The sequence below is a fragment of the Sphingobacterium sp. LRF_L2 genome (assembly GCF_965644235.1).
Classification (GTDB): Bacteria; Bacteroidota; Bacteroidia; order Sphingobacteriales; family Sphingobacteriaceae; genus Sphingobacterium.
The window spans coordinates 508,017-531,359 of record NZ_CBFFRI010000002.1; the positions used below are offsets into that span (position 1 = coordinate 508,017).

General features: G+C 39.7%; 23 protein-coding genes. 10 read left to right on the forward strand and 13 right to left on the reverse strand.

The genetic code is table 11. The features are described 5' to 3' along the window. Nucleotides 1-43: 43 nt before the first annotated feature. Together ACSZOX_RS05550 and ACSZOX_RS05555 are read left to right on the forward strand one after the other, a co-directional pair. On the forward strand, nucleotides 44-1,645 hold the full coding sequence (locus tag ACSZOX_RS05550) for a Na+/H+ antiporter (RefSeq protein ID WP_437918820.1): 1,602 nt from the start codon (nucleotides 44-46) through the stop codon (nucleotides 1,643-1,645). After that, the gene (locus tag ACSZOX_RS05555; RefSeq protein ID WP_437918821.1) at nucleotides 1,645-2,421 is read left to right on the forward strand and encodes a TIGR02757 family protein; all 777 of its coding nucleotides are present in this window, start codon (nucleotides 1,645-1,647) and stop codon (nucleotides 2,419-2,421) included. The genes ACSZOX_RS05550 and ACSZOX_RS05555 overlap by 1 nt, the downstream gene beginning before the upstream one ends. Nucleotides 2,422-2,472: 51 nt before the next feature. On the opposite strand, the gene gap is transcribed toward ACSZOX_RS05555, so the two are convergent. The 4 genes from gap to ACSZOX_RS05575 form a co-directional block, all read right to left on the reverse strand. Further along, nucleotides 2,473-3,477, reverse strand: a complete 1,005-nt coding sequence (gene gap, locus ACSZOX_RS05560) for a type I glyceraldehyde-3-phosphate dehydrogenase (RefSeq protein ID WP_437918822.1) — start codon at nucleotides 3,475-3,477, stop codon at nucleotides 2,473-2,475. Further along, nucleotides 3,477-4,085, reverse strand: a complete 609-nt coding sequence (locus ACSZOX_RS05565; RefSeq protein WP_437918823.1) for a redoxin domain-containing protein — start codon at nucleotides 4,083-4,085, stop codon at nucleotides 3,477-3,479. Before ACSZOX_RS05565 ends, gap begins: the two co-directional genes overlap by 1 nt. Before the next feature lie 136 nt (nucleotides 4,086-4,221). After that, nucleotides 4,222-7,224: a protein translocase subunit SecDF gene (gene secDF, locus ACSZOX_RS05570; RefSeq protein ID WP_437918824.1), complete on the reverse strand. Its 3,003-nt coding sequence runs from the start codon at nucleotides 7,222-7,224 to the stop codon at nucleotides 4,222-4,224. Between the two features lie 231 nt (nucleotides 7,225-7,455). Further along, entirely contained in the window at nucleotides 7,456-7,950 is a 495-nt protein-coding gene (locus tag ACSZOX_RS05575) for a hypothetical protein (RefSeq protein ID WP_437918825.1), read from the reverse strand. Between the two features lie 222 nt (nucleotides 7,951-8,172). Between ACSZOX_RS05575 and guaB the strand changes: the two genes are divergently transcribed. Both guaB and ACSZOX_RS05585 read left to right on the forward strand, forming a co-directional pair. Next, the gene (gene guaB / locus ACSZOX_RS05580; RefSeq protein ID WP_437918827.1) at nucleotides 8,173-9,648 is read left to right on the forward strand and encodes an IMP dehydrogenase; all 1,476 of its coding nucleotides are present in this window, start codon (nucleotides 8,173-8,175) and stop codon (nucleotides 9,646-9,648) included. 97 nt (nucleotides 9,649-9,745) lie between these two features. Continuing rightward, a complete protein-coding gene (locus tag ACSZOX_RS05585; RefSeq protein WP_437918828.1) occupies nucleotides 9,746-9,862 on the forward strand; it encodes a 30S ribosomal protein THX in 117 nt (38 codons plus the stop codon). 21 nt (nucleotides 9,863-9,883) lie between these two features. Here ACSZOX_RS05585 and ACSZOX_RS05590 read toward each other — a convergent pair whose 3' ends face one another. The 4 genes from ACSZOX_RS05590 to ACSZOX_RS05605 all read right to left on the reverse strand — a co-directional run bounded on the left by ACSZOX_RS05590 (nucleotide 9,884) and on the right by ACSZOX_RS05605 (nucleotide 13,089). Then, entirely contained in the window at nucleotides 9,884-10,177 is a 294-nt protein-coding gene (locus tag ACSZOX_RS05590) for a hypothetical protein (protein ID WP_437918829.1), read from the reverse strand. A gap of 114 nt (nucleotides 10,178-10,291) precedes the next feature. Then, a complete protein-coding gene (locus tag ACSZOX_RS05595; RefSeq protein WP_437918830.1) occupies nucleotides 10,292-11,494 on the reverse strand; it encodes a pyridoxal phosphate-dependent aminotransferase in 1,203 nt (400 codons plus the stop codon). Between the two features lie 145 nt (nucleotides 11,495-11,639). Continuing rightward, the gene (locus ACSZOX_RS05600) at nucleotides 11,640-12,014 is read right to left on the reverse strand and encodes a DUF1573 domain-containing protein (protein WP_437918831.1); all 375 of its coding nucleotides are present in this window, start codon (nucleotides 12,012-12,014) and stop codon (nucleotides 11,640-11,642) included. 112 nt (nucleotides 12,015-12,126) lie between these two features. Next, nucleotides 12,127-13,089 (reverse strand): KpsF/GutQ family sugar-phosphate isomerase, encoded by a 963-nt coding sequence (locus ACSZOX_RS05605; RefSeq protein WP_437918960.1) that lies wholly within the window; start codon nucleotides 13,087-13,089, stop codon nucleotides 12,127-12,129. A 101-nt stretch (nucleotides 13,090-13,190) separates the two neighbouring features. Here ACSZOX_RS05605 and recQ point away from each other — a divergent pair, with 101 nt between their 5' ends. Then, the gene (gene recQ, locus ACSZOX_RS05610) at nucleotides 13,191-15,380 is read left to right on the forward strand and encodes a DNA helicase RecQ (RefSeq protein WP_437918832.1); all 2,190 of its coding nucleotides are present in this window, start codon (nucleotides 13,191-13,193) and stop codon (nucleotides 15,378-15,380) included. Nucleotides 15,381-15,395: 15 nt separating this feature from the next. Then, nucleotides 15,396-16,211 carry a 3-deoxy-8-phosphooctulonate synthase gene (gene kdsA / locus ACSZOX_RS05615; RefSeq protein WP_437918833.1) on the forward strand — a complete coding sequence of 272 codons (816 nt, stop codon included), beginning with the start codon at nucleotides 15,396-15,398 and terminating at the stop codon, nucleotides 16,209-16,211. A 138-nt stretch (nucleotides 16,212-16,349) separates the two neighbouring features. Here kdsA and ACSZOX_RS05620 read toward each other — a convergent pair whose 3' ends face one another. The 4 genes from ACSZOX_RS05620 to ACSZOX_RS05635 all read right to left on the reverse strand — a co-directional run bounded on the left by ACSZOX_RS05620 (nucleotide 16,350) and on the right by ACSZOX_RS05635 (nucleotide 18,686). Then, nucleotides 16,350-16,694: a HopJ type III effector protein gene (locus tag ACSZOX_RS05620; protein ID WP_437918835.1), complete on the reverse strand. Its 345-nt coding sequence runs from the start codon at nucleotides 16,692-16,694 to the stop codon at nucleotides 16,350-16,352. Between the two features lie 95 nt (nucleotides 16,695-16,789). Then, complete coding sequence (locus ACSZOX_RS05625; protein WP_437918837.1) at nucleotides 16,790-17,113, reverse strand: YnfA family protein; 324 nt, start codon at nucleotides 17,111-17,113, stop codon at nucleotides 16,790-16,792. A 65-nt stretch (nucleotides 17,114-17,178) separates the two neighbouring features. Next, nucleotides 17,179-18,048 carry a DNA alkylation repair protein gene (locus tag ACSZOX_RS05630; RefSeq protein ID WP_437918838.1) on the reverse strand — a complete coding sequence of 290 codons (870 nt, stop codon included), beginning with the start codon at nucleotides 18,046-18,048 and terminating at the stop codon, nucleotides 17,179-17,181. Further along, nucleotides 18,048-18,686 carry a peroxiredoxin-like family protein gene (locus tag ACSZOX_RS05635; RefSeq protein ID WP_437918839.1) on the reverse strand — a complete coding sequence of 213 codons (639 nt, stop codon included), beginning with the start codon at nucleotides 18,684-18,686 and terminating at the stop codon, nucleotides 18,048-18,050. Before ACSZOX_RS05635 ends, ACSZOX_RS05630 begins: the two co-directional genes overlap by 1 nt. 247 nt (nucleotides 18,687-18,933) lie before the next feature. On the opposite strand from ACSZOX_RS05635, the gene ACSZOX_RS05640 reads away from it, so the two are divergent. Together ACSZOX_RS05640 and ACSZOX_RS05645 are read left to right on the forward strand one after the other, a co-directional pair. Further along, complete coding sequence (locus ACSZOX_RS05640) at nucleotides 18,934-19,269, forward strand: winged helix-turn-helix transcriptional regulator (RefSeq protein WP_437918840.1); 336 nt, start codon at nucleotides 18,934-18,936, stop codon at nucleotides 19,267-19,269. A gap of 155 nt (nucleotides 19,270-19,424) precedes the next feature. Further along, nucleotides 19,425-20,138 carry a superoxide dismutase gene (locus ACSZOX_RS05645; RefSeq protein ID WP_437918841.1) on the forward strand — a complete coding sequence of 238 codons (714 nt, stop codon included), beginning with the start codon at nucleotides 19,425-19,427 and terminating at the stop codon, nucleotides 20,136-20,138. 100 nt (nucleotides 20,139-20,238) lie between these two features. On the opposite strand, the gene ACSZOX_RS05650 is transcribed toward ACSZOX_RS05645, so the two are convergent. After that, nucleotides 20,239-21,111, reverse strand: a complete 873-nt coding sequence (locus ACSZOX_RS05650; RefSeq protein WP_437918842.1) for a helix-turn-helix domain-containing protein — start codon at nucleotides 21,109-21,111, stop codon at nucleotides 20,239-20,241. A 777-nt stretch (nucleotides 21,112-21,888) separates the two neighbouring features. On the opposite strand from ACSZOX_RS05650, the gene ACSZOX_RS05655 reads away from it, so the two are divergent. Both ACSZOX_RS05655 and ACSZOX_RS05660 read left to right on the forward strand, forming a co-directional pair. Next, the gene (locus ACSZOX_RS05655) at nucleotides 21,889-22,260 is read left to right on the forward strand and encodes a hypothetical protein (protein WP_437918843.1); all 372 of its coding nucleotides are present in this window, start codon (nucleotides 21,889-21,891) and stop codon (nucleotides 22,258-22,260) included. Nucleotides 22,261-22,413: 153 nt separating this feature from the next. Further along, a complete protein-coding gene (locus tag ACSZOX_RS05660; RefSeq protein WP_437918844.1) occupies nucleotides 22,414-23,340 on the forward strand; it encodes a hypothetical protein in 927 nt (308 codons plus the stop codon). Nucleotides 23,341-23,343 lie beyond the last annotated feature (3 nt).

The window sequence follows — 23,343 nt, forward strand, 5'->3', positions numbered from 1 at the left end:
TACGATTCTAAAATGTACAGTACTAAATAACGTATTTATATAAATGATCGAATCAAATGTGTTGCTAGTCATGTTGTTGTTTTTCTTCATGGCGATGCTCTTTGTGCTCAGTCAACGGCTGAAAATTTCTTATCCTATTTTGTTAGTTATCGGTGGATTGTTGATTTCGCTGATTCCAGGTGCTCCTCGGGTGAGTTTAGACCCGAATATCATTTTTTTAGTGTTTTTGCCTCCATTGCTTTTTGAAGCGGCTTGGTATACTTCGTGGGATAATTTTCTAAAATGGCGGCGATCGATCTTTATTATGGGCTTTGGCTTGGTATTCGTAACTTCTTTGGCTGTTGCTTACTTTTCTGTTGCCATCATTCCCGCCTTTACATTGGCGTTTGGTTTTCTCTTGGGCGGAATTATATCTCCTCCTGATGCTGTAGCTGCTACTTCGGTGTTGAAAGGGGTTAGTATTCCCAAACGTGGTGTCACGATCTTGGAAGGCGAGAGTCTGGTAAATGATGCAGCTTCGTTGACGGTTTTTCGTTTTGCTTTAGGGGCGATTATTTCGGGAACGTTTGTTTTACAGGAGGCTGCGCAAGAATTTGTCATTTTAGCGATTATGGGGGTTGTGGTAGGCCTTGTTATTGCACATGTTTTGTATATTTTCTTACGCTATGTCGCAAAATCATCGAGTATAACCACGCCAATAACGTTGATAGCGCCTTACATTATGTATATCGTTGCTGAACATTTTGAGTGGTCTGGTGTGCTTGCTGTTGTAAGTGGAGGGCTTTTTCTTTCGTATCGCTCAAAAGATTATATGAATCATCATACCCGTATTCAAACGAAAGAAGTTTGGGCTACAGCTGGTTTTCTATTGAATGGTTTTGTATTTATTCTAATAGGACTGGAGCTTCCTGTTATTGTGAATGGATTGGACGGCTATTCTTTGGAGGAAGCTATTGAATATGCCTTGCTGATTAGTGCGATTGTTATTGTATTGCGTGTCTTGATGGTTTATTTATCGGCGTTTGTGCCGCGATTAATTTTTCCACATATCCGACGAAAGGAAATCAGTCCGGGATGGAAGCTCCCTTTGGTAGTGGGTTGGGCTGGAATGCGTGGTGTGGTGTCGTTGGCTTCGGCTTTGGCAATACCGCTTACTTTGGCCAATGGTGAGCTATTCCCGCATCGAAATCTGATCTTGTTTATCACATTTGTGGTGATCCTGGTTACGTTGGTGTTTCAGGGATTAACTCTACCGTTTATTATTCGGTGGGTAGGACTGGAGGAAATGGATCATGAAGTTCCAGAAAAAGTTCAAATAGAATCTATTCGTCTGGCGCTGGCGAAAGAGGCTATTACGTATCTGGACAAACATTATACAACCGAGATGGAGCAATATGAAACGATTGCCCGCGTAAAGGAACAATATCAGCGCAGTATTCGTGCGACGGAAGATGCACTGGATGATGAAGCTAAGATTCGCCTAAGTGGTGTAAGAGCATTATATACTAAAGTGGCATTGGAACTTATACAGGTACGTCGATCTGGTCTTGAACGCTTTCGCAGTGAGAAGAAATTTGATAGCGATGTCATTAAGCAGATGGAACATAATCTGGATTTGGAAGAATCACGCCTAATACACGGTTAATGGCGGATTTTGATGTAAAGGATTTTTTAGATCGTAAAGTCGAGCTATTTAATCAACCTGGTTTTATTGCGAACGATCCGATATGTATTCCGCATATGTTTTCATTGAAGCAAGATATTGAAATTATGGGTTTCTTTGCTTCTATTCTAGCATGGGGACAGCGTAAAACAATCATTAATAAATGTAAAGAGCTTATTGATCGGTTCGGTGGTGAGCCTTACCGTTTTGTAATGGAACATCAGGATGTCGATTTACGTCAGCTGCTGGGCTTCAAACATCGTACATTTAACGATACCGATTTGTTATATTTCGTAGCGTTTTTACGCTTCCACTATGAGCGTTTCAGTTCATTAGAAGATGCTTTTTTGATACATAGGCAATATGGGGAACCGTTTTCTATGGAACGTGCATTGAACGAGTTTAAGGCTTATTTTTTTTCTTTACCGGATCATCCTATACGTACGAAGAAGCACATTAGTTCTCCTTTACAAAAGTCGAGCTGTAAGCGCCTCAATATGTTTTTGCGTTGGATGGTGCGTGGGGATAAAAAAGGTGTGGATTTTGGTCTGTGGAACCGTATTGCTGCACAGGATTTGATTTGCCCCTGCGATGTGCACGTTGAACGTGTGGCACGTCATTTTGGTTTGATTAGCTCCGATAAAGTCAATTGGAAAACCGCCGTAGAGCTGACAAACAATTTAAAGGCTTTCGATCCGCTAGATCCCGTTAAATACGATTTTGCGCTCTTTGGTATAGGGGTGGAAGGTGAAATTTAAGCTTAGGTCATTTGAAAAAACGGTTGGCTTTCCTTGAGCCAACCGTTTTTTTTAGCGAATGGATGCTAATTTTTCAAGCAGGTCCACCATCCGGTTGGAGTATCCAAATTCGTTGTCGTACCAACCTACGACCTTAACTAAACCACCCACAATGGACGTTAGCTGTGCATCGAATACACAAGAATAGGGATTGTTAATAATATCAACGGAGACGATAGGGTCTTCCGTGTAAAATAATACATTTTTCAGTTCGCCTTCGGCGGCCTCTTTGAATTTCTGATTGATTTCCGCTACAGTAGTAGCTTTTCGAAGTGTACAGGTAAAATCCGTTAGGGATCCATTTAATACCGGAACGCGAATGCCCGCCCCGCCAAGCTTACCCTCGAGATGTGTAAAAACATTGGTGATCGCTTTTGCTGCACCTGTCGTGGTCGGTATGATGGAAGAGGAGGCTGCCCTTGCTCTTCTTAGGTCGCGGTGTGGTGCGTCATGTAAATTCTGATCACCGGTCATGGAATGCACTGTGGTGATATATCCATCATTGATTCCCCAATTTTCATCCAAAATTTTGACCAGCGGAGCGACATTGTTGGTGGTACATGAAGCGTTGGAAAACAAGCTTGTTTCCCAATCGAACGAAGTATCGTTAATACCTAGTACAATGGTCGGCACATCTTTATCTGGTGAGGGAGCCGAAATGATTGTTTGTTTGGCCCCCGCTTTTAGATGTAAGGATGCTTTCTCTTTTGTCGTGAACAAGCCTGTCGACTCGACAACGACAGCTACGCCTTCGTCGTTCCAAGGGAGGTTAATCGGGTCCTTTTCTTTGAATACTTTTATGGGAGATCCGCCGATATAAATATGATCAGCATCATGGTCCACAGCAAGCGCTAAAGGCCCATGTACGGAATCATATTTCAGCAAGTGGGCCAAGGTAGCTGTATCAGTCAAGTCATTGATAGCAACGACCTCTATTTGCTGTTGCAGATTTCTTCGGTATATGTTCCGTAATGTGTTACGACCGATTCGACCGAATCCGTTGATAGCAACCCTCATTATTTAAGGTATTCAGCGAGTATGACATCAATATCTTTCTCACCATCCCAGTTGCTTTTTAACTTGTTATTCGAATCGTATACGTAGTTGGCAGGAAATTGGGACGGAACATGAAACTTTTGAATAAATTCTTGATTTCTGTCGTACAATATTTCTACGTTAGGCTTGTCAACAAGTTCTTTTGCAAATGTTTCTAAGAAGGAAACCATTAATGCGGGATCATTCATGGAAACGAAATAAAGATTAATATCTTTTATTTTAGCGTAATTTTTTCCCAATAAGCCTGCTTCATGTTGACAGTGGCTACAGTTAGGGTCAAATAAGATGAATACTGTGGTTCTATTCTTAGGAACATCGGCATTTGTGAAGCCTATGCCTGACTTAACCTTATAAAATTTGAACGCAGGAATAGTAGCTGCGGCTTCTTTTACAAGGGGAGGGGTAGCTGGTTGTGCTGCCGGTTGAGCGGCTGAAGTAGTCGCATGTTGATGGCCCGTATGGTCTGCCGACTGTTGTACTTCTGTTGAGGAATTATTGCCACTGTTTGATTGACAGGCGCTAAAATAAGTGAGTGCACATAGGGCAAAACCCGAGAGTAAGTATTTCATTCGTTTTACATGTTTAATCTCCAAAACTAGGAAAAATTGCTTCAAGCTACGATAGAAATTGATTAAATGATGATAAAATGAAGAAAGGCTTCTGAAAAAATCAGAAGCCTTTCCGCCTTATAGTTTTACCTTAATATTAAGGAGTGACTACTTTTGGTGTTTGTGCTTTTTCTTCGGAAAGATGTTTTCCTTTTCCTAAGTCATAAACAGCAGGTGCTGCTAAAATGATAGATGAATAAGTACCTACTACGATACCGATCAAAATAGCGAAAGAGAAACCTCTAATTACTTCACCACCGAAGATAAATAACACGACTAATACGAAGATGATCGTTAATGATGTGATTACTGTCCGGCTCAATGTCGTGTTTATTGCATGATTAACCACTTCGCCAAAATCCTTGCTGTGCGCACCTGGTTTATTCAGGTCTTCACGGATACGGTCGAATACAACGACCGTGTCGTTTACAGAGTATCCCAATACGGTAAGAATAGCCGCAACAAAGTGTTGGTCGATGTCTAATGAGAATGGAACTAAACCATCCAAAATAGAGAACAAACCTAACAAGATCACACCATCGTGTACTGTAGCTACAGCTGCTCCAGCCGAATACTGCCATTTACGGAAACGTACAAGGATATAACCAGCGATAATTAAGATAGAAAATACACCAGACCAAACTGCTCTATCTTTAATATCTGTAGCTATACTTGGTCCTACTTTTTGTGAAGAAAGGATTTCGTGTTTGTTTCCAGAAATTTTAGATAAACCGTCGTTTAATTTTGTTAAAACTTCTTTGTCCGCTTCATCACTTGTTTCTTCAATATGGTACGTTGTTGTTACACGTACTTGATTTTCGTTACCGAATGTTTTTACTTCTGTTGTCGAGTTGAAGACGGCATCTAAGTTTTGGCGAACATCTTCCAAATCTACTGGCTTTTCGTAACGTACAGTGTAAGTACGGCCTCCTTTGAAATCAACACCTAATGAGAATCCTTTGGTAAAGATTGATGCTACGGAAATAACAACAGCAACAACAGATATGGCATAAAATAACTTCCGTTTTTTAATAAATTGGAAATTTGCATTCTGAAGTGTTTTTGCAGACCAAGGGTAGGATACAGAAATCTTGATGTCTTTGCTCAACATGTATTCAAATATTAAGCGAGAGATAAAGATAGATGTAAACAAGGACGTGATAATACCGATCATCAACGTTGTTGCAAATCCTAAGATTGGACCACTACCAAAGAAGAACAAAACCATACCGACAAGGAATGTCGTAATCTGGGAGTCAAGGATAGAAGGCATCGCATGTTTGTAACCGTCTGCAATGGCTTGACGTATACTTTTTCCTTCGCGAAGTTCCTCTCGGATACGTTCGTAAATAAGTACGTTCGCATCCACGGCAGTACCCATCGTTAATACGATACCGGCAATACCAGGTAGGGTAAGTACAGCATTTAATGACGCTAAGATACCCATTAAGAAGAATACGTTGAATAGAACAGCGATGTTTGCTGCAATACCTGCACGGTTGTAATAGGCAATCATAAAGATCATAACAACAACGATACCAATGACAGCAGAGTTAACACCTGCATCGATAGCTGCTTGACCAAGTGATGGACCTACAATAGCTTCTTCTACGATTTTTGCTGTTGCTGGAAGGCGACCTGCTTTTAATACGTTTGCTAAGTCTTTTGTGTCTTCGATGGTAAAGCTTCCTGAAATTTGGGAGCTACCATTTGGAATCTCTTCATTGACAGAAGGAGCGGAGTAAACGACACCATCTAATACGATTGCTATTGCTTCTTTATTTTGTGCAGCATCAGCAGTTACCTTACGCCATTGACGTGCACCGTCTGTGTTCATTTCCATTGAAACTACAGGACGGTTCTGTTGGTCAAAGTTGTCGCGTGCATCCGTGATCACATCTCCTGTCATTACTGCTCCATTTTCTAGACCAGCGGTTTTGATCGCGTATAAAGAAAGGAAGTTCGGTGTTTTTTGATCAGGTTTTACAGCCCAAAGTAATTTTAGATTCGCAGGAATTGTTGACTTTACTTCAGGGCGATTCAAGTATGCATTTACACGCGCTGTGTCTTTTAAGTTTGCAATACCTACCATTGGACCAGGCATTAAGCTTGGTTGACCATTTTCCGCAGTATATGTAGCAGGGTTTAGGATCGCAAACAATGGGTTGTTTGATGCTAACTCTGAAGAAACAGCTGTAGAATCTGTACTATCTTTTTTCGCTGCACCTAAGTTCGCTAATAAATTGTCGTCATTTTTCGTTGTATCTGTCGCTACAGAGTCTTTTGCTACCGTTTGTTTTGCAGGAGCAGTTGCTGCTGTGGCTTTGATGGTAGAGGCCAAGATACCGTTGATGTTTTCCAACAATGGATATACTTGGAAATTATCGTGCGTTTGATAAAACTCTAATTTTGCAGATCCTTGAAGGAGTTTACGCACACGAGCTTCATCATTAACACCTGGAAGTTCGATTAAGATACGATTCGTTCCTTGTTGGATTTGAATGTTAGGCGATGCAACACCGAATTTGTCAATACGCGTACGTAATACTTTGTACGAATTCTGAATAGCATTGTCTGATTCTTTACTCAAGAAATTGCGCACCTCTGAATCGGAGCTTGTCGCTTTAATAAGCGCGGAGTTATCTTTTGTTGCGAAGAATGTTGCTAGAGGAGTAGATGCGCCAGACGCTTTATACTCTTCGACAAAAAGATCAACTACACTTTTGTTTACGGATTTGCTCTTTTCCAAAGCAGACGCCAAAGCCGTATTGAATTTGTCATCTTTGGGATTATTTGCCAAGTTTCTAATCAACTCGTCCAAGGAGATCTCCATGGTAACGTTCATTCCACCTTTTAGGTCAAGCCCTAGCGCTAATTCGTGTGCTTTAGCTTCTCTGTAAGTGAACTTTGCAAGTCCCAAATTATAAACCTCTTCACCTGCCATGGAATCTAAATACGCTTTTTCTTTGGCCATATCGCCTTTTGCGTATTCAGCAGCATCTCGTTCTACTTTTCGTGTAACAAATGTGAATGATAAGGAATAGAGGCATGCTATTGACACCACTATTACCAGAAATTTAATCAGCCCTTTACTCTGCATTGTCTGTATTCGTGTATTTGTTTGATATAGTTTATATTAATTTTTAAGTACGATTTAGCTTAATAATACCTAGCCAAGAATCGCAAAGGTATAAAAATTTTGTAGAAAGAAAACATTATTGAATAGATATGCAAGCAAAATTTATAATTACTATTTCCTGAATATGTATAAAACAAAAAAAAAGGTCTAAATCAATAAGATATAGACCTTTTTTAAACTGTTAAAAAGGAATTATTTTATGGTAAATTTGAAACCTAACGTGAAGCGTGCTGGTTCAAAGTTTGAATTGTGTGAAAGATTCCACCAAGGCTTCCAGTCGAAGTGAAATCCTATTGGAGCTGTGGGGATTTTGTATTCCAAACCTGCGGCTGGTCGAATAGCAAAGTAAGTCTCATCCTCTCCACCATACCAACTGCGATCTCTATCTACAAAACTTAACTGAGGACCAATACCTACATACCATCCTAGGCCATTTGTACCTGCAATTTGTTGGTTGTATGAATAATCTACGCCTAACGTAACGACATCATCACCAAACAGTACTTGTGCATTACCGGCATTTGCCCCGCCAAACGAATGTTTTATTTGTGGCCCCACTAAGGTTGGTCCGTCGCCTACATCAATTCCTAAACCAATAGCTGTCTTGTAAGGCGTTTGTGCATTTACAATTTGAACACCTCCTACTAAAAGCGTACAACCTAGTAGGGATAAAAATACTTTTTTCATGTGTGTTTAATCTATAATTTCATAAAGTCATCGCTCATCGATAACACTCATATGCCCTACTTTGCAAATAGTTTGCCAAAAAAATGAAAGTGGTATTGAAATTTATAAAAGTTGCTTTTTAATCTCAATGTCATTGTTTGATAAAAAAGAATTATTTTTTGATAAATTGATTGAAAATCGTAAATTTGCCTGGCAAATAGAAACTCCAAAGATATTTGCCATATGCAATTAGATCCACAAAAATTCGTAGCTGAAGGTCTTACTTATGATGATGTTTTACTGATCCCAGCTTATTCAGAAATCTTACCTCGTGATGTTGATACAAGCACGAAGCTTACAAAAAAAATTAAATTAAATATTCCTTTAGTGTCTGCGGCGATGGATACTGTTACAGGGGCTGAGTTAGCCATCGCAATAGCGCAAGCAGGCGGAATCGGTATGCTCCATAAAAACATGTCCATTGAAGAACAAGCTGCTGAAGTGCGTAAAGTAAAACGTTCTGAAAGTGGTATGATTCAAGATCCGGTAACCTTGCTCGAAGGCTCTACTGTAGGAGACGCGTTCAAGATTATGAAAGAACATAGAATTGGAGGCATTCCGATCGTGAATGAAAGTGGTAAGCTTGTTGGGATTGTAACAAATAGAGATTTACGTTTCCAAAAAGATATGGCTAAGCCTATCAATGAGTTGATGACAAAAACAAACTTGGTTGTTGCTCCAGAAGGAACTGATTTAATCCAGGCTGAAGAGATTTTGCAAAATCAAAAAATCGAAAAATTACCTGTTGTTGATGCGCAAGGTAACTTGAAAGGTTTAATAACCTTCAAGGATATTCAAAAGTATAAGCATTATCCAAATGCGGCTAAAGATAGTCATGGTCGTTTATTAGTAGGGGCAGCCGTAGGGGTTACCGCTGATACACTAGAACGTGTTACCGCATTGGTGAAAGCAGGTGTGGATGTTGTAACCATTGATACAGCGCATGGACACTCGAAAGGTGTGGTTGATAAATTGAAAGAAGTAAAAAATACATTTCCAGAATTACAGGTGATCGTAGGAAATATTGCTACGGGAGCGGCTGCTAAAGCGCTCGCTGATGCTGGTGCCGACGCTGTAAAAGTAGGTATTGGACCTGGTTCTATTTGTACGACACGTATCATTGCAGGTGTGGGGGTACCACAGTTGTATGCGGTGTACGAAGTGGCAAAAGCCTTAAAAGGAACTGGGGTGCCATTGATTGCCGATGGTGGTATAAAACAGACAGGTGATATTGCTAAGGCTATCGCTGCTGGTGCTGACACGATTATGGCGGGATCGTTATTTGCCGGTGTGGAAGAGGCTCCAGGCGAGACAATTATCTATGAAGGACGTAAATTTAAGTCTTATAGAGGTATGGGATCGTTGGAGGCGATGGAAAAAGGTTCTAAGGATCGCTATTTCCAAGATGTAGAGGATGATATTAAGAAGCTAGTGCCAGAAGGAATCGTTGGTCGCGTACCGTATAAAGGAACATTGGCTGAGGTGGTATATCAATATATTGGTGGGCTAAGAGCTTCTATGGGCTATTGTGGTGCCGCGAATATAGAGACATTAAAAGAGGCACAATTTGTACGTATTACAGGTGCTGGTTTACGTGAATCTCATCCGCATAATATCTCTATTACGAAAGAGGCTCCGAACTACAACAGTAGAGGTTAGTTTCTAAAAAATATGGTAAACCTTTGGTTTTAAGGTTTGTTTTTATTAAATTGCTCATAATGAACATTAATTTTTTAAATTCAAAGTACTTAGCACTATGGGAAAAGGAGATAAAAAAACAAGAAAAGGTAAAATTATTAAGGGGTCTCACGGAAAGAAAAGACCGAAGAATGGACCTCGAATAAAACTGGTAAAAGAAAAAGAAGGAGCTTAAAGGCTCCTTCTTTTTTTAGTATTATTTGAGATTTGCGATCGTTTGCTGTTCTCTTAATTTGTCGATGTTGTTTTTCTCTCCAAACTCATCTGTTTTCTCCTGAAAAGAATCCAAGATTTCTTTGATCGCCTCGGAATTATCGGCTGTCCGTTGATAGATGTCAGGGATTTTATTTTCAATAGTTTTGTCGCCGAGCTCAATATTGTCGACTTCTATCTTAGCAATTTTTTCTAAAACAGCTTGTTGGCTATTTCTGACATCTTCGAGTTCTCGTGTGATTTTAGCCATTAAATCAAATTTCTTCAATTTATCCATAGTGTTGATTTTTGCTTTAATACTAACTAAATAACGTTTGAGAGGAAACTAATGTTTTGAAAAAGGGGGAAAACAAGTGTTTTCCCCCTTTAACATATTTTAACGGGATACTGTCTAATTATCGCGTCGACCTGGATAAACAATTAGTGCTTCCTTTAAACATGCTAAGGCATTTTGCAAATCTGACTCACATAGTACATAAGCTAGGCGTACTTCATTTTCGCCTGCACCAGGTGTACTGTAAAATCCTGTGGCTGGAGCCATCATAACGGTTTGGTTCTGGTATGAAAAGCTTTCCAGCATCCACTGGCAAAAACGGTCTGCATTATCTATAGGCAGTTTTGCAACGACATAGAATGCACCACCTGGATTGGGGCAAAATACACCTGGGATAGCGTTTAGTCCCGATACAAGCGTATCGCGACGTGCGGTATATTCCTTTGAGACAGCCTCAAAATAGCTGTCTGGAGTATCGACAGCAGCCTCAGCAGCGATTTGTCCTTCCAATGAGGGGCTAAGTCTAGCCTGTGCAAATTTAAGGGCTACCTGATAGAGTGTTTTATTTTTTGTGATCAAACAACCGATACGGGCGCCACAAGCCGAATAACGTTTTGATACCGTGTCAAATACGACGACATGCTCTTCTAGTCCTTCCATATGCATTGGTGAAATAAATTCACGTCCATCGTAGCAAAATTCGCGATAAGCTTCGTCTGAAAACAGATAAAGGTCATGCTTTATGCATAATGTTTTCAAAGCTTCCAATTCTTCCCTTGAATACAAATAACCTGTTGGATTATTAGGGTTACAGATTGCTATAGCTTTTGTTTTTTCTGTTATTAAGCTTTCGAATACTGAAATTTCCGGCAAGGCAAAGCCATTGGAAATATGCGACATAATTGGCTTCACGACGATGTCAGCAGCGCAGGCAAAGCTGTTGTAGTTGGCATAGAATGGTTCAGGGATGATGATCTCCTCACCAGGGTTAAGACAGGCTTGCATAGCGATCAAGATACCTTCTGAGCCACCATTGGTTACAAGGATGTCTGTTGGCGCAATGTTGTATGCTCGTTTGTTATAGTAGGAGGCCAATTTGGCTCGGTAGGTTGCAGTTCCTTCGGATGCCGTGTAGGCCCAAACTTTAAAATCTACGTTTTTTAATGCGTTTAGCATCCCCTCTGGGGTTTCAATATCGGGTTGGCCGATATTGAGATGGTATATTTTCTTTCCATCTTTCTTTGCTTGGTCCGCAAAAGGTGTCAGTTTCCTTATGGGGGAAGCTGGCATATCAAGGCCTTTTTGTGATATTTTTGGCATCTCTTGTGTAGTTTGTTTTTTGTGTGTTGCAAAATTAAGAAAAAGAAAAATGTTTGCACAGCGTCTGTGCGTGGTTTCTTTAACGAGTTGAGAAATAAAAAAAGCCATCTACAGATGGCTTTTATGTATTAGATGTGGATTTTTATTATTCTACGTTTCCTTTTACAGTCAATGTCTTTACTGGGGTTTTCGTATTAGACTTCACTGTGAATTGTTTTGTGAAAGGGCCTTTCGCTGCCGCATTATAAGTTACCGTAATCGTGCCTGATTCTCCGGGTTTAATTGGTGTTCTTGTGAATTCTGCCACCGAACATCCGCAAGAAGGCTTTACTTCTGTGATGATAATCGGAGCATCACCTGTATTGGAGAATTTAAAGTCATACGATGCAGGTTTGTTTTGCGGAATGCTTCCGTAATCATGGGTTTCACTTTCAAATTTGAATTCGCCGATGGCCAATGCCATAGATGTGAATCCTATAATCGCTACTAAAACTGCTAATATTCCAATCGTCTTTTTCATTTTATTCTTTTCTTGTCTGCTAAAAAATCAACAAAATATGAGCCAAACTTACGAATAACTCCAAGCTTTCCGGCGTAATTTATTGTATTTGAACAAAAATATTACAGAAGGTTTAAATGATACCTTCTTTCAAGAGATCCTGTATGTGGATGATTCCATGATAGATGCCATGCTGTGTGACCAATAATTGCGATATATTATGAAGACGCATTTTATGCAGTGCTTCAACAGCAAGTTCTTGTTTTTCAATGTTCTTTGGCTGTTTTGCCATGATATCTTGGGCGGTTAACCCCGTAAGATTTTCATGGTTTTCCAACATCCTTCGGATATCACCGTCAGTAATAATTCCGAGAATAATGCCTTTATCAATGACGGCAGTAGCTCCAAGTCTAAATTTTGTTATGGTGATGATTACCTCCCGGATGCTTGCCTGAGGATGAACTTCGGGTTTACCATTGCTGTCCGATAAATCGGATACACGGAGGTAAAGTTGCTTCCCTAAAGTACCTCCTGGATGATATTTGGCAAAATCTTGATCGGAAAATTGTCGGCAGGTTTGTAAGCAGACAGCTAGTGCGTCGCCCATAGCTAATTGGGCGGTGGTACTGGTCGTAGGTGCTAAATTATTTGGACAGGCTTCTCGCTCTACCGTGGTGTCTAGAATGAAATCTGCATGTTTGGCTAAGAAGGAATCTAGATTGCCTACCAACGCTACCAATGTATTCCCTCGTTGTCTTAAGAAGGGGATCAGTACCTTGATTTCTGGAGTATTGCCACTCTTGGAAAGTGCGATGATAAGATCGTGTTCTTGTATGATTCCGAGGTCGCCATGAATTGCATCGGCAGCATGCATAAATATAGCAGGAGTTCCGGTTGAGTTGAATGTAGCCACCATTTTTTGTGCGATGATTGCGCTTTTTCCGACGCCTGTAACGATGACGCGACCTTGGAGTTCGAAGATCCGGTTTACGACATGAACGAAATCTTCGCGAATCAGTTTTGTCAGATTCTGTACGGCTGATGCTTCAAGCTCTAAGGTCTCTACAGCCGTCTTTTTGATATCGATGTTGTGTATCACAGAAAAAATATCTAATTTTATTTAACGAAACTACAAAAGTACGTTTATTAGAACTCAAAAAAGAGTCAAAGGTCCATCTAATTTTTGTTTTATAGTCAATGGAAATAGAAAAATCACTATTTGACAACTTACAGGAATTTTTCGGCTTCGATACATTCAAAGGAGATCAAGAAGCAATAATAACGAATATCCTAAATAGAAAGGATACGTTCGTTATTATGCCTACGGGCGGAGGAAAATCCATATGTTATCAATTACCAGCATTGATGAGCGAGGGAACGGCTATCGTGATCTCTCCATTGATTGCACTTATGAAGAACCAAGTCGATCAATTGCGAGCGTTTGGTGGGAATGACAGTATAGCGCATTTCCTAAATTCTTCTTTAAACAAAAGCGAGATAACGAAAGTAAAACAGGATGTCACGGAAGGGAAGACGAAATTACTGTATGTGGCACCCGAATCTTTGGCGAAGGAAGAAAATGCGTTGTTTTTGAAACATACCAAGGTTTCTTTTGTCGCTGTGGATGAGGCGCATTGTATCTCCGAATGGGGACATGATTTCCGCCCCGAATATCGGAAGATTCGCCAGGTTATTAATGCCATCGGAGAGGGAATTCCTATTATTGCATTGACAGCAACAGCTACACCTAAAGTGCAATCAGATATCCGTAAAAACCTGCAGATGAACAATGCAACGCTTTTTAAGTCATCGTTTAATCGTTCCAACCTCTATTATGAGGTGCGTACGAAGAAAAACGTGGTTAAAGAGATTGTGAAATTTATTCGCATGAATGCCGGAAAAACAGGAATAATTTACTGTTTGAGCCGTAAGAAGGTGGAAGAGATTGCCGAAGTGTTGAATATCAACGGTATAAAAGCATTGCCTTATCATGCGGGACTGGATGCAAAGACACGAGCAGACACTCAGGATAAATTCTTGATGGAGGACGTCGAAGTCATCGTAGCGACCATTGCGTTCGGAATGGGGATTGATAAGCCAGATGTTCGTTATGTGATCCACCATGACATTCCTAAGTCAATGGAAGGTTACTACCAAGAGACGGGGAGAGCTGGACGTGATGGTGGTGAAGGATATTGCTTAGCCTTTTATTCGGAGAAAGATATCGAGAAGCTTACCAAGTTTATGAAGGATAAACCTGTTTCTGAACGTGAAATTGGAACACAGATCTTGAAAGAGGTTATCGACTACTCAGAATCAGCGGTGTGTCGTCGGAAACAGATTCTTCATTATTTTGGCGAGCGATTTGACGAGACAGGTTGTAATAACATGTGTGATAATTGCCGCACACAGAAAACTTTTTTCGATGCAGAAGAGTCTCTATTGGAAGTTTTGAACTTTTTGAAGAGCCAAGGTGAGAAATTTGACGACCACCACATTATCAACGTCATGATCGGTCAGAACAACCAGCCTATTTCGTCGTATAAACATGATTTACATCCGCTGTTTGGAAAAGGCAAGGAGTTGGGCGTTAATTACTGGAAGTCGTTGATTAGACAGGCTGAGCTGAATGATTTTATAAAAAAGGATATCGACCATTATGGCCTTTTGCAGCTGACAGAGAGTGGTAAAAAATATATCGTTAATCCATACGCTTTAAAATTTATTTTAAACCGTCCTATGGAAAGAGCGGATGAGGATAAAGGAGAGGAAGTCGGACAGGGAACAGGTGCTTTGGACGCGGAGTTGCTTAAGATGCTGAAAGATCTTCGGAAACGCATGGCAAAGCAAAAATCGTTACCTCCATTCGTGATTTTTCAAGATCCTTCATTGGACGAGATGTGTACCCATTATCCCGTTAGTTTAGAGGAATTAAAACAAATTCAGGGAGTGGGTGCAGGTAAGGCGACGAAGTTTGGAACACCTTTCGTTGATCTCATTAAGAAATATGTCGAGGAGAATGACATCGATAGACCGCAAGATCTTGTGGTCAAGAGTACGGCTAATAAATCGGCGCTGAAAGTTTCAATTATTCAGAATATAGACCGAAAAATCGGTTTAGATGATATTGCTTCGGCTAAAGGGATTAGCTATGAAGATTTATTGAAAGAGGTGGAGTCTATTGTGAATTCAGGTACCAAATTGAATATCGGGTATTTTGTGGATGAAATGATCGATCGGGATCGTCAGGATGAGGTTTACGACTATTTCAAAACAGCGGAAGTAGATTCTATAGCAGAGGCTTTGAATGAATTGGGAGAAGAAGATTATACCTTTGAGGATATTCAGCTGATGCGCATCAAATTTATATCGGAATTAGGAAATTAGTTAGAAAGAGAATATATGATTCAACAGTATTTGCCGGCAATAAAAAATGGTGGTTCTTCGCAGTTTTTTTTAATGGCTGGCCCATGTGCGATAGAGGGAGAAGACATTGCCCTCCGCATTGCAGAACGCATTGTTAACATTACAGATAAATATAATATTCCCTATATTTTTAAGGGGTCTTACCGCAAAGCAAATCGATCGAGAGTGGACTCCTTTACAGGTATTGGAGATGAGAAAGCACTAAAGGTTTTGGAAAAGGTGGGTAAGACATTCGGGGTACCAACGGTAACCGATATCCACGAAAGTCATGAAGCAGCTATGGCTGCGGCATATGTCGATGTGTTACAGATTCCAGCTTTTTTATGTCGACAAACGGAATTGTTGGTCGCTGCCGCGCAAACGGGTAAGGTGGTGAATATCAAAAAAGGACAGTTTCTATCTGCAGGATCAATGCAATTTGCGGTAGATAAGGTGAAAGAATCTGGCAATGAAAAAATCTTTTTAACTGATCGTGGAAATTCGTTCGGCTATCAAGATTTAATTGTTGATTTTAGAGGACTTCCTGAAATGCGGGCTTTTGGTGTGCCAACCGTTATGGATTGTACGCATTCGCTTCAACAACCCAACCAGACTTCTGGTGTAACAGGGGGAAAACCCGCATTGATAGAGACGATCGCTAAAGCGGCTATTGCTGTAGGTGCTGATGGCTTATTTATCGAAACTCACCCGGATCCCGCTAATGCCAAATCGGATGGCGCCAATATGCTACATCTGGATTTGCTTGATGGTTTATTAGCGAAACTGGTGCGTGTTCGCGAAGCGATCTTGTAATGAAATGATAAGGTTTAAAAAAGGCTTAGGAATCTTCCTAAGCCTTTTTTATTAGAGGGTACATAAGGATTGATCCGATTTTTACGTACAAGACCATGCTTGTTCGTCCGTAACAGATGACACTTGATTTATGTTTCGTTATATTTTCGCCTTGAGGGCTTCACCGTTAAATGTAATACCTTCCCAACCACATTCCATGAATTGACGGATATTTTGGTGGTCGTTGGCTGTTGGAGTATCCAATACTGCTTGGTAATGCTCAGCGAAAAGTAGTAGGGTGTTTTCTTTGGAGAGTTCATGAATTTTTGCAAAAGCAAAGACTTTGGCGCTGCCTTGATTTTGATTTTCCTCATTTTGTGCATTTCCATTTTTAAATGCTGTAGGGTAATGAATGTAGCGCTCTTCGATAAAGTGAATCACTTGGCTAAATGGAAGCTTGCCTGCTCTGAGCTCATCCAATAATGTGTTGATTTGGTCCTGCATGAAACTGAAATTTGATTTTCGTACAAACTTATTATTTATTGCCGGATTTCACGTAAAAATGTACGGTTATCGTGTTTAGATAATTTGTCGAAGCGTTAATGTCTAGGGGCATAATATATGATTGCTACACCAATCAATGCAATTCCAGCGCCAATGATATCGTATCTGTCGGGGTTAAATCCATCAAATTTTATAGCCCAAAGTATAGAGAGGACAATGAATATACCTCCATAGGTAGCGTAAACGCGTGCAAAGTTTTCCGTCTGCCAAGTGGCAACTACACCATAAAAGGCAAGTACTACAGCGCCTAGTAGCCCAAACCACCATGGCTTATCTTCCTTTAACCATAACCAAACAAGGTATCCGCCTCCGATTTCGCAGAGGCCTGCTAAAAGAAAAATAGGAATTGACTTTAACATATTATTAAGGGTAATGAGATTAATGAATACGAATGTAGCTAATAAATATGTTTTTGTTTGAATCGCTACGTGTAAATTACTTGTTGTCCTATGAAAAAATAGCCTCTCCTGAGATATACTACCTGAGACATCTTTGCGTTATGGTATGTTGCGTAAGGCCCGTTTAATAATGTAACTGTTCGCTTTGTTTGTGGGGAGTTTTTCCCACTCACAGCAGAGTGCAACAACGAAATCTGGACGTGTTTTCCAGCGTCGTTCAGCCAGTTCGCTACGCTGTCTTGCACATATCTTGACTCGTCGGCCTTTAGTAAGTTTAAGAGATGTAGTGCGCGCTCAGGCTCTATTTTCAATTGCTTTATATGTTCACACCAAACACCTCTTGGTCGCGTGGATTCGGTAGCAAACCTTCGGATATAAGAGCTGTCGTCTAATGCCCAATGGGAGAGAATGGATAAGCTTTCGTCCAGATGGGCGTTTATGTGACTTCTAATAGCCATCCAACTAATTTCACGCACACCAAAATGTGGGTCGTCAGCAAATGGTTTAATCTGTTCAAAGACCTCTTGTAAAGGGGAGCTGCAAAGATATATGCGGGCAAAAGCTCCCCAACAGCGGACCATGTCTGCAGTATGAGTGGATAATATAATGAGTAATTCGTGGTCTTTTCGTTGTTTTATTTGATCGCTTAACCCTTTTGCTATAGTTTTGCAGGTAAGTACAACCGTTGTTTTTGCTAGCTTATTCAAGAGCGCTAGAATAGCGTTCAAATAGCTGCTGCGATTGCAGTATTTTAAGATGTTTTCCAATAGCAATCGTTGATCTATAGCTAACCATTCCGTCAGATTTGCAGATGGAATAAGTCCCTGATTCAGTTGTTCTAATATGTCTACAGGGATATGTTGCCTTGATAGGGTTCCTTTTCGAGTTTCGGTCATTAGAGATGTTGGATAAGGGCTTGAATATCTATTCTATTCATATAATCGCTGTCTAGAAAACGATAACTTATCGTTTTGTCTTTTTCGACAATAAAAACAGCAGGTATGGGAAGTTCATTTTTGTCATTTCCGTTATACGTTTCTAGATGTATGCCTAGCGATTGGTAATGAGGTAAAAATGATGGTGAAAGTGTAAAAGCAATGCCCAGTTGTTTACTTAAATGGTTGTCTAGATCTTGTAATATTTCGAATTGAAGATGATGCTTTGACTTAAGTGCTGTATTTTCTACGACTACTTGAGGGCTTATAGCAACGAGTGTGGCAGATTTTTCTTGTAATTCATTTAGTCGACGTTGCAGTTCTTGTAACTCCAAGTTGCAATACGGACACCAACTTCCACGGAAGAATGCTATAATGAGTTTACCTTTCTTTAGGAGATGTTGGAGAGATAGGTATTCCCCCTTTGTATTTTTGAGGGAAAATTGAGGGAATTTATCACCCACTTGGATACTTTTTTTTTCAAAATGTTGTTGTTTAAGTTCGATAATAGAAGTCTGAAAGGCTTCCAAGATATGAGCAGGCAGATCGGTTGCTAAATTTCTGTTCAATTCGTCTATTTGTTTCTCTAGATTATTCATGTTTTGTTTTCTATTTTTGCAAAGTTTCGAAACGAATATTGAAAAAGCAATACCGCATAAAATAGTCTCTAGGGGATAAAAAAGTCACTTTTGTACCAGCTACGTTGTGGCGAGGAATATACTTTGTTTATTTATTAGGATAAAAGATATCGATTGATGGGAGTTCAATCGGTCGATATGCTAAAAGGTATAAAATGGCCACTTGTGCGTAATGCGTTTATTTGTTGCTAATGATTAAGCATTGTACATGAAAACGAAAGAAGTTACTATAGAAGAGAAAATTTGTCCACTCGAATTTGCTGTTAATGCCATAAGCGGAAAATGGAAAATTCCGATCATTTGGCGGATTAATGAAGGGGAGAAGCGGCCGAGTGAATTCTTACGTGGTATAGGAAAAGTCGACAGGCGCGTGTTAAACCAACAGTTGAAAGAGTTGGAAATATCAGGTATATTGGAGAAAAAGAGCTTTAATGAATTACCTCCGCGTGTAGAGTACACACTTACGCCCATTGGCCTTGAACTGGTGGAGATACTTTGGGGCTTAAATAACTGGGGCGCAACGTTGTTAGAAAGGAAGATGTAAGCGGTGGCATGGAAAGGTGTTGCGATACTTTCTGAGGCAATAGCATAACGGCTTTTGGGTTTACTTGTCAAGAAAGGGTAACAATATATTGTTTGTCGTTATTTTAACATAGCTAAGTCAAATAAATATGTATATTGATAGCACAAAATGTCAACATGAAGAACAGAAGATCTTTTATTAAAAATAGCTTGGGTTTGGTTGCCGGCATGGCTGCTGTAAAAGCGAGTAACGGAATGGAATCAGTTTTATTTTCTGCTGATAAGTTAAGCTTTAAACAAGAACCTTTGCCCTATGCCTATGACGCCTTGGAGAGCGTGATTGATGCCCGTACCATGCAAATTCACCATGATCTTCATTATGGTGCTTATGTGAAAAATGCGAATGATGCGTTAACACAGGAAAATGTTGTAGTAAATAATGAAAAGGAGTTATTTGCAAATATAACTAAGTATAGTTCCAAATTGCGTAATAATGCTGGAGGCGCTTATAATCACGCATTTTTTTGGCGTATACTGCGTGCGCCTAAACCAGATAACAAACCAACAGGATCATTGGCGGCTGCTATAATCCGTGATTTCGGTAGCTTGGACAAGCTTAAAGAAGAATTTGCAAAAGCAGCTACACAACAGTTTGGATCTGGTTGGGCTTGGTTAGTCGTAGAAAATGGAAAATTGAAGGTTGGTGGAACACCAAACCAGGATAATCCATTGATGAAGGGTGTCGCTTTACAGGGGCGTCCGGTGATTGGACTCGATGTTTGGGAACATGCATATTATTTAAAATATCAGAATAAACGTCCTGATTATGTATCCAATTGGTGGGCTTTAGTTAATTGGGACGAAGCTCAGAAAAATTTTGATAGCAAGTAGATTAATAGCTATTCCTGTTTATAAAGGAGCGGATGTTAATCCCGATTCCCCGAAAGTCACAGACTTTCGGGGAATTTTTTAAGGGAAACACGTGGAATCATTACCGAAATTTTTTTCTATATTCTTCAGGACTTTGTAAATGTTTCCGTTTGAAGAATGTAATAAAATAAGGAGCGCTTTCAAATCCGAGCTCAAATGCAATTTCAGAAATATTCTTAAATGTATGCAGTAGCAATCGTTCTGATTCTTGTAGTATGCGGTTCCGTATGATTTGCCCAGCAGAAATTCCCCGTCTTGCTTGGCAAAGTCTGTTTAAATAATTTGTTGATATAAAAAGCCTGTCCGCATAAAAAGAAGGAAAGCGCTGCGTTTTAAAATGTTCGTTTAATAATCTTTCAAAGGCAATAATTTTTTCCTCTTTTTCATTTGGCCGGGATACTATAGGCTGTTCTTGCATATTTCGCTCTAGGGTACCTAATATAATATTGAGATAGGAGCGTAGAATATTTTTAGCATCTGCATGACGTTGCTCATACTCTTTCTGCATAGCCTGTATTACGGTTGCCCAATTATTCTGCTCGTGTGAAGAAACAGGCAGGGCTTGGGAGAAGTCTTCTTTTAAAAATGCGAAATGATAGAGCATATTATCGTTGTAGCGTTGTGTAAAAAAAGACTCTTCGAATAGAATTAACCAACCTTCAGGTGTTGAATTAGCTAGCTCGATTTTCATGACACAGTTCGGGTTTAATGCGATGATTTCCTGTGGCTTTAAAATAATTCTTCGTTGGTCAATATGCAATGCTAATGGACCATCGATTAGGTACATGATGCAATAATAGGTACGTTTATTTGCTGTTTGGTAGGGAGATGTTGTACCGAATAGTTCACGCAGTGATTTTATAACAAATCCATGATGACCAGGGACCAAATCGTTTAATGTTAATGTGTTGATACTCTCGTTTTTCGTATGCATTATCGTGTCAAAAGGTAAATAGATACCATAGGCTATAAGCAGCAACTATTTCAATTCTTAAAGATTGGTTGATTCATTATGGTAACCTCACTGTTCGCTGAAAATCTCTTGTGAAGGAACTTAAAAAGTGAAATAGCGGAAGCCATCCCTTAGATAGGGAAGTAAGAACATCGGACAAAATATCGTGTAATCGATATCGTAATATCCGATATATAGCTATACAATAGGCGGACGGTGGACTTGATTATGTATCGTAAAGGAGTAGTGGGAGGATCGCATATCGAAATTAGGCAGATGAGCACATACAGGGGTAAACGAGTTGTTTATCAAATGTATGGAATGGGATGTGAAAAAATAAGATGTTTCTTTTATTTTTCCATCTACCTCTTTTTTTTCATTCTCCTGTGCTTTGCGAAGCTTTTGCATAAGTATACACTGACCGTTACAATGTAGTTGAGGTTTGTCTCTATTCTCACACAGGTTATTCGCAATGTATGTTTGATTTGCGTAAAATGCGGTAATGATAAGTCCTCCTACACAAGATTGCAAGAAGATCAGCAAGCTGAGACCGTATATACATGCCCTTTTCATTTGGTACAAACTTATAGAAAGTTCATTTCATATGCAATTATATTCCTTTTATCTCAACAGAAGATATTGCTTTTAGCTTAATTAAAGATGAAATTCTTGAATTTGTGCGAAAATTGAGAAAAATAGGTCCGAAAATCGAAATACATTCTCTTGTACAAATACTATTTTTGTATCGGAAAAAATAAAATGAAAGTTGCCGTAGCACATATATTGTTGATCACTGTATTATTTCAGATCTTTAATAGGATGGGTGTTGTTATGGATTACAGTCTGCACCGACAAGAATATATTAATTTCTGCGAAAATAAATCGAAACCAGCATTACATTGTAATGGACAATGTGTGCTGATGAAGAAACTCCAAAAACGTGCAGAGAAAGAAGCACGCGAAGCAGTCGTCAGCAGTGAGCAATTTGTCGTGATGGAGGAAAAAATTTCCTTCTTATTTTCTCTCCCACAAGAGGACCTTTTTCTGGAAACCTCTACTTCTTTTAAAGATTCTTTATATGCGTATACACATTGTAACGCTATTTTTCGTCCTCCCTTTTTTATTGTCTAAACGTATTAACTTATTGGTGTTTGCCGCAATTAATATCATGGATTTATTCAGGTATTTTGCGATTGGTCTGCCAATTATATCGGTTTTGTTTACTTGCAATTTCTGATACGAGACACCTATTATTTTTCATTTTTTACTAGACAATACGCTCGAATGAGAATCCTATTATTTTTTCTCACAGCTGTATGTGCTGTGGTTACTTCCTGTACGAAAGATAAAACAGACTATGAAGCTGAAATCGATACAGTGGTTACTGAATACTACGAATTTAAAGAGGCTTTAACACTTACGAGCGGCAATTACAGGGTTCAGGTAGATGCATTGAATGGAACGTTGTATAAGGGGTACAATGAGCTTCATGTGAAGATTACAAACAGTTTAACGAACGAGATAGTGAAGGCGGAATCTTTTACCTTTTTACCTATTATGAACGATAGTAGTGGAGAACTGTCTTCGTGTCCACATCAATACCGTTTGACGGAAGATGTGGATAAGGGATATTTCCCTGGATATGCTGTTTTTACGAATGAAAGTTCTGCATCGGCCACTTGGAGCCTTTATGTTGGGTTTGTCGTTGAAGGAAAAACATATACAACGAATACCGATATAACGGTTAAGGAACAGACCAATATGAATTTAAACATGACCACGTTCACGGGAAAAGATGAGGAACAATATGTTATAGCATTGGTCGCTCCACAGAAACCTAAAGTGGCTGAAAATGAATTGCTGGCGGGAATATACAAAATGGATAAGCCTAGCGAACCATCATCCGCTGCATTTCCTGATCCGACACAGTTTTCCTATTCCAAGGTAGAGAACTACACGCTGCAACTGGATCCGCGTATGCCCGAACCTTCGATGGGAAACCATTCTTCGTTGAATAACAAAGATTTGACGCAGCAAAGTGATGGTTTATATCATGGGGTGGTTAACTACACGATGACAGGAAATTGGACTCTGAATTTTATTATGTTGAATCAGAATGGTCAGATCCTAAAGGGGACGGTGGTACCAGATGATTTTACGCCGGGAGTAGAGGGGGTGAGAAGTGAATTACACCTTGATATCTTATTTTAAAAT

Excerpts from the sequence above, each read along its gene's own strand:
- ACSZOX_RS05640 (WP_437918840.1), top strand. The coding sequence starts at position 18,934 with ATGAAAACGAAAGAAGTTACTATAGAAGAGAAAATTTGTCCACTCGAA.
- guaB (WP_437918827.1), top strand. The coding sequence starts at position 8,173 with ATGCAATTAGATCCACAAAAATTCGTAGCTGAAGGTCTTACTTATGAT.
- ACSZOX_RS05590 (WP_437918829.1), bottom strand. The coding sequence starts at position 10,177 with ATGGATAAATTGAAGAAATTTGATTTAATGGCTAAAATCACACGAGAA.
- recQ (WP_437918832.1), top strand. The coding sequence starts at position 13,191 with ATGGAAATAGAAAAATCACTATTTGACAACTTACAGGAATTTTTCGGC.
- ACSZOX_RS05555 (WP_437918821.1), top strand. The coding sequence starts at position 1,645 with ATGGCGGATTTTGATGTAAAGGATTTTTTAGATCGTAAAGTCGAGCTA.
- ACSZOX_RS05620 (WP_437918835.1), bottom strand. The coding sequence starts at position 16,694 with ATGCAGGACCAAATCAACACATTATTGGATGAGCTCAGAGCAGGCAAG.
- ACSZOX_RS05550 (WP_437918820.1), top strand. The coding sequence starts at position 44 with ATGATCGAATCAAATGTGTTGCTAGTCATGTTGTTGTTTTTCTTCATG.
- ACSZOX_RS05630 (WP_437918838.1), bottom strand. The coding sequence starts at position 18,048 with ATGACCGAAACTCGAAAAGGAACCCTATCAAGGCAACATATCCCTGTA.
- gap (WP_437918822.1), bottom strand. The coding sequence starts at position 3,477 with ATGAGGGTTGCTATCAACGGATTCGGTCGAATCGGTCGTAACACATTA.
- ACSZOX_RS05635 (WP_437918839.1), bottom strand. The coding sequence starts at position 18,686 with ATGAATAATCTAGAGAAACAAATAGACGAATTGAACAGAAATTTAGCA.
- secDF (WP_437918824.1), bottom strand. The coding sequence starts at position 7,224 with ATGCAGAGTAAAGGGCTGATTAAATTTCTGGTAATAGTGGTGTCAATA.
- ACSZOX_RS05575 (WP_437918825.1), bottom strand. The coding sequence starts at position 7,950 with ATGAAAAAAGTATTTTTATCCCTACTAGGTTGTACGCTTTTAGTAGGA.
- ACSZOX_RS05625 (WP_437918837.1), bottom strand. The coding sequence starts at position 17,113 with ATGTTAAAGTCAATTCCTATTTTTCTTTTAGCAGGCCTCTGCGAAATC.
- ACSZOX_RS05595 (WP_437918830.1), bottom strand. The coding sequence starts at position 11,494 with ATGCCAAAAATATCACAAAAAGGCCTTGATATGCCAGCTTCCCCCATA.
- ACSZOX_RS05655 (WP_437918843.1), top strand. The coding sequence starts at position 21,889 with ATGAAAGTTGCCGTAGCACATATATTGTTGATCACTGTATTATTTCAG.
- ACSZOX_RS05600 (WP_437918831.1), bottom strand. The coding sequence starts at position 12,014 with ATGAAAAAGACGATTGGAATATTAGCAGTTTTAGTAGCGATTATAGGA.
- ACSZOX_RS05585 (WP_437918828.1), top strand. The coding sequence starts at position 9,746 with ATGGGAAAAGGAGATAAAAAAACAAGAAAAGGTAAAATTATTAAGGGG.
- kdsA (WP_437918833.1), top strand. The coding sequence starts at position 15,396 with ATGATTCAACAGTATTTGCCGGCAATAAAAAATGGTGGTTCTTCGCAG.
- ACSZOX_RS05565 (WP_437918823.1), bottom strand. The coding sequence starts at position 4,085 with ATGAAATACTTACTCTCGGGTTTTGCCCTATGTGCACTCACTTATTTT.
- ACSZOX_RS05660 (WP_437918844.1), top strand. The coding sequence starts at position 22,414 with ATGAGAATCCTATTATTTTTTCTCACAGCTGTATGTGCTGTGGTTACT.
- ACSZOX_RS05645 (WP_437918841.1), top strand. The coding sequence starts at position 19,425 with ATGAAGAACAGAAGATCTTTTATTAAAAATAGCTTGGGTTTGGTTGCC.
- ACSZOX_RS05650 (WP_437918842.1), bottom strand. The coding sequence starts at position 21,111 with ATGCATACGAAAAACGAGAGTATCAACACATTAACATTAAACGATTTG.